Origin of the sequence: Aquitalea sp. FJL05 (assembly GCF_003852595.1) — a bacterium.
Taxonomy (GTDB): domain Bacteria; phylum Pseudomonadota; class Gammaproteobacteria; order Burkholderiales; family Chromobacteriaceae; genus Aquitalea; species Aquitalea aquatilis.
The window spans coordinates 525,593-531,754 of sequence record NZ_QAJS01000009.1 but is presented as its reverse complement, the minus strand read 5'-3'; the positions used below and the strand labels follow the sequence as shown (position 1 = coordinate 531,754).

Sequence of the window (6,162 nt, the reverse complement as noted above, 5' to 3'; positions counted from 1 at the left end):
CTCCCTTGCAGGGCAAGGGCGGGGGGGATGGGGAGTAAATTGGAAGGCTGCGGAATCAATCACTTAGTCGAGAGGCCCGGCTTTGCCGGGTCCAGTGAAATCGCACCAGTTTACTTTGTCAGCAGCCTAAGGCAGCCATCCGGCTGCCTTTTCTTATCAGTATCAGGGCCGGCAAAGGCTCTTTCTGCATCCACACAGGGTGTGAGCAGGCTCTAGTCTGACGGGCAAAGCACCAACCAATCCTCTTCCCCAACGGCCAGATGACAGGCCAGCCGCCAAGCGGCCGATACATCCGGCCAACTTTCAGCCGCCACCTCGGCCTGACTGATCAGACCCGCACGCAACAATACATTGCGCTCCTTGCGACTGGGCATCACCGGCTGCGCCGGACCCGCGTGACTGATGCGCACCTTGCAGGTGCCGCAAGTGCCCTGCCCGCAGCGCCAGTGCAGCGGCACATCAGCCAGTCTCGCCACATCCAGCAACAGATCGCCGGGCTGGGCCTCCAGTTCGGCCAGCAGGCGCTGCTGCTGATCGACAAATCGCAGCTGCGGCATGATTAGTGCCCGATAGGCAGCAGGCCGAGCAGATCGCCCGGCTGCACCTGCTGGCCGGCCGCCAGCCGCACCAGCCCGTCGGCCCAGGCGCAGGAGGTCAGCACACCGGAGCCCTGATTGGGATAGCGCTGTAATTGCCATTGGCCATCCTGCTGCACCAGTTTCACCCGCAGGAATTCCTCGCGCCGGCTATCCGGCTTGTCCCAGACAAAACCGGCCGGATACAGCGCGGGCGCAACAGCATCATCAGTCAGCAAACCGGCACAGCGCTGCAGATAGGGTTTGACCAGCACCTGATAAGTGACAAAGCCGGACACCGGATTGCCCGGCAGACCGACAAAGCCCGCCTGGCCCACCCGGCCACTGGCCAGCGGCTTGCCCGGCTTGATGGCTATTTTCCACAAGTCCAGCGAACCCTCGGCCTCGACCGCTGCCTTGACGTGGTCTTCCTCGCCCACCGACACCCCACCGCAAGTCATGATGACATCGGCCAGCGCTGCGGCATCCTGTAGGATTTCCCGGGTGCGGCTGAGTGAATCCGGCACGATGCCCAGATCAGTCACCTCGCAGCCCAGCCGCATCAGCTCCGGCACCAGCCAGTAACGGTTGGAGTTATAGATCTGCCCGGCAGCCAGTGCCTGCCCGGGTTCTACCAGCTCGTCACCAGTAAAGAACACCGCCACCCGCAGCGGACGGAGCACCGTCAGCTCGGCCACGCCGATGGAAGCCGCCAAGCCAAGATGCGCGGCAGTCAGTTGCTGCCCGGCGGACAGCACTTCACTGCCACGGCGGATATCTTCGCCAGCGCGGCGGATATTTTGTCCGGGACGAGGGCTCTGACTGAAGACCACCCGGCCATCCGGCTGTAGCTCGGCCATTTCCTGCATCACCACGGCGTCGGCACCGGCGGGGATGGGTGCACCGGTGAAAATGCGGGCAGCGGTTTTGGCTTGCAGCGGCTGCGGCTGACAACCAGCCGGGATGCGTTGCGACAGCGGCAGCGGCTGGCCGGCATCTGCCGTATTCAGGGCATAGCCGTCCATGGCGCTGTTGTCATGCGGCGGCACATCCAGGCTGGCCACCAGTGGCACCGCCAGAATGCGTCCCAGCGCCTGCAGCAACGGAACAGTTTCAGTAGTGGTAAGCGGCCTGGCGCGCTGTAGCAGCCAGTCGCGGGCTTGATCAACGGTGAGCATCTTGATGTTGTTCCAGCAAGGCAAGAATGAAACGGACAAGGCCGGCGGCATCGTTCCGGGTAAAACAGGGTAGCGCGCAGTGGGGTGCTGCATCCGACACCATGGCCAGCACCTGGGCATCGTGCAGGCAAAGTGGCGCATGGCCCAGCGCCGGATCGTACACTTCCAGCTTGGGAATGGCTTCATGCTTGAAGCCTTCGGCCAGCACCAGATCACAGGGGCGCAAGGCCGCGACATGCGTCGCCAGCGGCGCATCGTTGCCCTGCGGCATGGTTTCCACCAGCAAGCGGCGCTGCGCGCCGGCCAGCAAGACCTGCCGCGCACCGGCCTGGCGGTGCCGCCAGCTGTCCTTGCCCGGCTGATCCCAGTCCACATCGTGGTGAGTGTGCTTGATCACGGCCACATCCACTCCGGCAGCCAGCAGCAGCGGGATGAGCTTTTCCAGCAAGGTGGTCTTGCCGCTGCCGGAATAGCCGGCGATTCCCAGAACATACATGGCGGCGCTACTCGATAAAATGGGGCAGGAGCGCATCATAACATGTGCTCCTGCCCCATTATTCAGCCGGATGACCTAGTTATTCGGTACTCAGGCCACCGCCCGGGCAAAATGTGCCGCCTGCTCCTCGGGCTGCTCGAAGCGCTTCCAGTCGACAATCATCACCTGGCTCAGCCCACAATCCAGCGCCAGTTGCGCCTCGATTTCTTCCAGCACCTGATGACAATGAATACTGCCGTTGATGGCCACTTCGGCACGCCGCATGACAGTATCGTCGGGCGTGACAAACCAGATGCAATAGCGACTCATGCTGCCCCTCCTTCCCGTGAATGCATTTACCTTACCAATATCGACGCAAGCGGCAGCAAACCGCAAGTTTTCGACCACGGCAAAGCCATGACAACCGTGACTAGGGATGGAAAACACCACAAACCACCCGAGCTGACCTTGCCCTTGGCTACCCGGCAGACTAAGGCCGGGTAGCCAAGGACCGGGTGCTAGGCCCCCAGCAGATTACCCTTGCCCAGAGGGCTGGTGCCGGCAATCTTGGCCACCGTGCCACCACGGGTGACATAGGGATGGCGGGCAAACACATAAAACACCCCGGCCGTGCCGGCCCTCAGCGTGGTGGTGGAGCCGCTGATGGGGTCGATCACATCGGCAATGGCATCACCCGCCTGCACCACGCTACCCAGCTCGGCCAGGCTGACAATCACCCCGGCATGCGGCGCAATCAGGGTTTCCGAGCCTTCCAGCGGCGTCGCCGGGTGCGGCAGTGCCGGAGCGGGCAGCGCTTCGCCACGGATCACGCCGCAGCCGGTCAGGTAATGCAGAATGGCCTGACTGTCCTGCCCAGCCAGGGCATGGCTGACATCGCCCTCCCCGCGCAGCTCCACCGTCACGGCCACGCTGTCGAAAGGCACGGGAAACTGTGGCAAGGCAGCGCGGATCTTGGCCCAGGGCAGAAAGATGGCTTCGTCGAAGGGCATCACGCCATAGGCATCGGCCAGCAAAGACGCCCCGCATTGCAGGTGGGCGGCCAGCGCCTCCACCAGCGGCCAGTGCTCGCTATGCGCGTAGACATGCACCGGGCCGGCAAAGTCGCAGTGCAGATCCAGCACCAGATCGGCATCGATAGCCAGCAGATGCAGGGTCTGGCGCAGGCTTTGCAGCTCGGTATTGACCGGCTCGGCGGCAATGGCGGCACGCAGCGCCTGGCGGATGATGTCGCGGTTGGCATCCGCATCCTGCGTCAGCTGCTGGCTCAGTTGCGGAATCACCCGTGCTGACGGTTCGCTGTACAGGCGGTTGAAGTTTTCTCCGCTTTCCAGATCGAAACGGCCTTGCGGCTGGTAATGCAGTTGCTGGGCCAGGCCGATGGGATTGGCCACCGGCACCAGCACGATCTCGGCCTGCAACAAGCCCTGCTGTTCCAGCGCGGCAAACTGCTGACGCAGCTTGTGCGCCACCAGCATGCCGGGAATCTCACCCGCATGCAGGCTGGCCTGGATATACACCTTGCGCGGCCAGCTACCCGTTCCGGCCGTTCCGAAATGAAAGCTGGTAATGCTGCGCTGGGTGCCCAGGCTGGGCGACAGCAGCGGGTGGATTTCCGTACGCATGAATGACTCCTGGTAATGTGGGATGCTGGCAGTGTTACTTCAGGCTGCCGGACAAAAATTGCTGCAGCCGTTCGCTTTTGGGCTGGCTGAGCACCTGGGCCGGGTGGCCTTCTTCTTCGATCCGCCCCTGATGCAGGAAGATGACATGGTTGGACACATTACGGGCAAAGCCCATCTCGTGCGTCACCACCACCATGGTACGGCCTTCTTCGGCCAGTGCCTGCATCACGCGCAACACTTCGCCCACCAGCTCCGGGTCCAGCGCCGAGGTAGGTTCGTCAAACAGCATCACCTCCGGCTCCATCGCCAGCGCCCGGGCAATGGCCACCCGCTGCTGCTGGCCACCGGACAGATGCGCCGGGTATTTGTTTTCCTGCTGTTCGGTCAGCCCCACCTTGGCCAGGTATTTGCGTGCACGTTGCAAGGCTTCATCGCGGCTCAGGCCCAGCACGTGCATGGGCGCTTCCATGATGTTTTCCAGCACCGTCATGTGTGACCACAGATTGAAATGCTGGAACACCATGGACAGCTCGGTGCGCATTTTCTGCAATTGTTTCGGATCACGCGCGCGCTGGCTACCCTTTTTGTCCAGCACCGTCTGCAGCAGCTCACCGTTCAGGCTGATCTCGCCGGCGCAAGGCTGCTCCAGAAAGTTGATGCAGCGCAGGAAGGTGCTCTTGCCTGAACCGGACGAGCCGATGATGCTGATCACGTCGCCGGCCTTGGCCTTGAGCGAAACGCCCTTGAGCACTTCGTGCTGGCCGTATTTCTTGTGCAGGCCGTTTACAGTCAATTTGTACATGGCAATCTTTCGGAATCCGTATCAATGGCCCATGGGGCGCAAAAAAGCCAGCCAGCGGTTTTCACACAGGCGGAACAGCCCTACCAGGGCAAAGGCGATGCAGGCATACAGCACGGCAGCGATGCCGAAGGCTTCGAAGGAAGCGTAAGTCGCCGCATTGACATCGCGTGCCACCTTGAGAATATCCGGCACGGTGGCGGTAAAGGCCACGGTGGTGGCGTGCAGCATCAGGATGACTTCATTGCTGTAGTAAGGCAGCGCCCGGCGCAGCATGGCGGGAATGATGATGCGGGTGTACTTGACCCAGGGCGACATGCCCAGCGCCCGTGCCGCTTCGATTTCGCCATAGGGAATGGCGCGGATGGCGCCAGCAAAGATCTCGGTGGTATAGGCGCAGGTGTTGAGGGCGAAGGCCAGGATGGTGCAGTTGAGCCCCTCGCGGAAAAAGTGCTCCAGCAGGTCGACCGAGCGCACCACATGCAGGCTGTACACCCCCGAGTAAAAGATCAGCAGCTGGATGTACAAGGGCGTGCCGCGAAACACATAGGTGTAGAACCACACCGGCCCGCTAATCCAGCGCCGCGACGACACCCGTGCCACCGCCAGCGGGATGGACAGGCAGAAGCCACAGGCTACCGAGGCGATCAGCAGCCACAAGGTCATGGCTACGCCGGAGACATGGTAGCCGTCGTTCCACAGCCAGGCCTGCCAGTAATTCTGGATGATTTCGATCATAGAACCGCCTTGCGCACGCCGGCCGAGTAGTGGTTTTCCAGCCAGATCAGCACCAGATTGGAAACGGTGGTGATCAGCAGATACATCAGCGCCCCCACCACGGCAAACAGGAACATCTGCATGGTAGCCTTGCCGGCGTCCTGGGTGGCCTTGACGATGTCGGCCAGCCCGATGATGGAGACCAGCGCAGTAGCCTTGATCAGCACCTGCCAGTTATTGGCAATGCCCGGCAGGGCAAAGCGCATCATCTGCGGAAACAACACCCGGCGAAAGCTCTGCCACGGCGTCATGCCATAGGCGATGGCCGCTTCGATCTGCCCTGTCGGCACCGACAAAAAGGCACCGCGAAAGGTTTCGGTGAAATAAGCACCGTAGATAAAGGCCAGGGTCACCACGCCAGCCAGAAAGGGATCGATGTCGATCTGCTCCATGCCCAGCGCCTCGGTGCACTGGTTCAGCCCCAGTTGCAGGCTGTAGAACAGCAGCAACATCAGCACCAGATCAGGCACGCTGCGAATCAAGGTGGTGTAAGCGGTGGCCCAGCCGCGCAGCAAGCTGGTCTTGGCCAGCCTGGAGCTGGCACCGGCCAGACCAATCAGCATGGACAGAATCAGCGACAACAGCGACAGCTTCAGCGTCACCCAGGTACCCGCCAGAATGAGCGGGCCGAATCCGGACAGGAACATGGCTATCTCCTGGCGGGACGACAAGTTGAACGGTAGGGATGGCGCGCGGCAGCAGGTGCCGCTGCCGG

Annotated in this window: 8 protein-coding genes; all 8 read right to left on the bottom strand. The window is 62.1% G+C overall.

Annotation, left to right across the window (positions count from 1 at the left end):
• Positions 1 to 212 precede the first annotated feature (212 nt).
• The gene (locus DBR44_RS10565) at positions 213 to 557 is read right to left on the bottom strand and encodes a 2Fe-2S iron-sulfur cluster-binding protein (RefSeq protein WP_124644017.1); all 345 of its coding nucleotides are present in this window, start codon (positions 555 to 557) and stop codon (positions 213 to 215) included.
• A 2-nt stretch (positions 558 to 559) separates the two neighbouring features.
• Positions 560 to 1,753 (bottom strand): gephyrin-like molybdotransferase Glp, encoded by a 1,194-nt coding sequence (gene glp / locus DBR44_RS10560; protein WP_124644016.1) that lies wholly within the window; start codon positions 1,751 to 1,753, stop codon positions 560 to 562.
• The gene (gene mobB, locus DBR44_RS10555; protein WP_124644015.1) at positions 1,740 to 2,249 is read right to left on the bottom strand and encodes a molybdopterin-guanine dinucleotide biosynthesis protein B; all 510 of its coding nucleotides are present in this window, start codon (positions 2,247 to 2,249) and stop codon (positions 1,740 to 1,742) included. Before mobB ends, glp begins: the two co-directional genes overlap by 14 nt.
• Before the next feature lie 90 nt (positions 2,250 to 2,339).
• Complete coding sequence (locus DBR44_RS10550; protein WP_124644014.1) at positions 2,340 to 2,558, bottom strand: hypothetical protein; 219 nt, start codon at positions 2,556 to 2,558, stop codon at positions 2,340 to 2,342.
• 188 nt (positions 2,559 to 2,746) lie between these two features.
• Positions 2,747 to 3,871, bottom strand: coding sequence for a succinylglutamate desuccinylase/aspartoacylase family protein (locus DBR44_RS10545; protein WP_124644013.1), 1,125 nt, complete (start codon positions 3,869 to 3,871; stop codon positions 2,747 to 2,749).
• Between the two features lie 34 nt (positions 3,872 to 3,905).
• The gene (locus DBR44_RS10540) at positions 3,906 to 4,673 is read right to left on the bottom strand and encodes an ABC transporter ATP-binding protein (RefSeq protein WP_124644012.1); all 768 of its coding nucleotides are present in this window, start codon (positions 4,671 to 4,673) and stop codon (positions 3,906 to 3,908) included.
• A 21-nt stretch (positions 4,674 to 4,694) separates the two neighbouring features.
• Positions 4,695 to 5,408, bottom strand: a complete 714-nt coding sequence (locus DBR44_RS10535) for an ABC transporter permease (protein ID WP_124644011.1) — start codon at positions 5,406 to 5,408, stop codon at positions 4,695 to 4,697.
• On the bottom strand, positions 5,405 to 6,094 hold the full coding sequence (locus DBR44_RS10530) for an ABC transporter permease (RefSeq protein ID WP_124644010.1): 690 nt from the start codon (positions 6,092 to 6,094) through the stop codon (positions 5,405 to 5,407). Before DBR44_RS10530 ends, DBR44_RS10535 begins: the two co-directional genes overlap by 4 nt.
• Between the last annotated feature and the right edge of the window lie 68 nt (positions 6,095 to 6,162).

Bases quoted from the DNA above. Each gene is read 5' to 3' on its own strand.
- DBR44_RS10565 (WP_124644017.1), bottom strand. From the start codon at position 557: ATGCCGCAGCTGCGATTTGTCGATCAGCAGCAGCGCCTGCTGGCCGAA.
- glp (WP_124644016.1), bottom strand. From the start codon at position 1,753: ATGCTCACCGTTGATCAAGCCCGCGACTGGCTGCTACAGCGCGCCAGG.
- mobB (WP_124644015.1), bottom strand. From the start codon at position 2,249: ATGTATGTTCTGGGAATCGCCGGCTATTCCGGCAGCGGCAAGACCACC.
- DBR44_RS10550 (WP_124644014.1), bottom strand. From the start codon at position 2,558: ATGAGTCGCTATTGCATCTGGTTTGTCACGCCCGACGATACTGTCATG.
- DBR44_RS10545 (WP_124644013.1), bottom strand. From the start codon at position 3,871: ATGCGTACGGAAATCCACCCGCTGCTGTCGCCCAGCCTGGGCACCCAG.
- DBR44_RS10540 (WP_124644012.1), bottom strand. From the start codon at position 4,673: ATGTACAAATTGACTGTAAACGGCCTGCACAAGAAATACGGCCAGCAC.
- DBR44_RS10535 (WP_124644011.1), bottom strand. From the start codon at position 5,408: ATGATCGAAATCATCCAGAATTACTGGCAGGCCTGGCTGTGGAACGAC.
- DBR44_RS10530 (WP_124644010.1), bottom strand. From the start codon at position 6,094: ATGTTCCTGTCCGGATTCGGCCCGCTCATTCTGGCGGGTACCTGGGTG.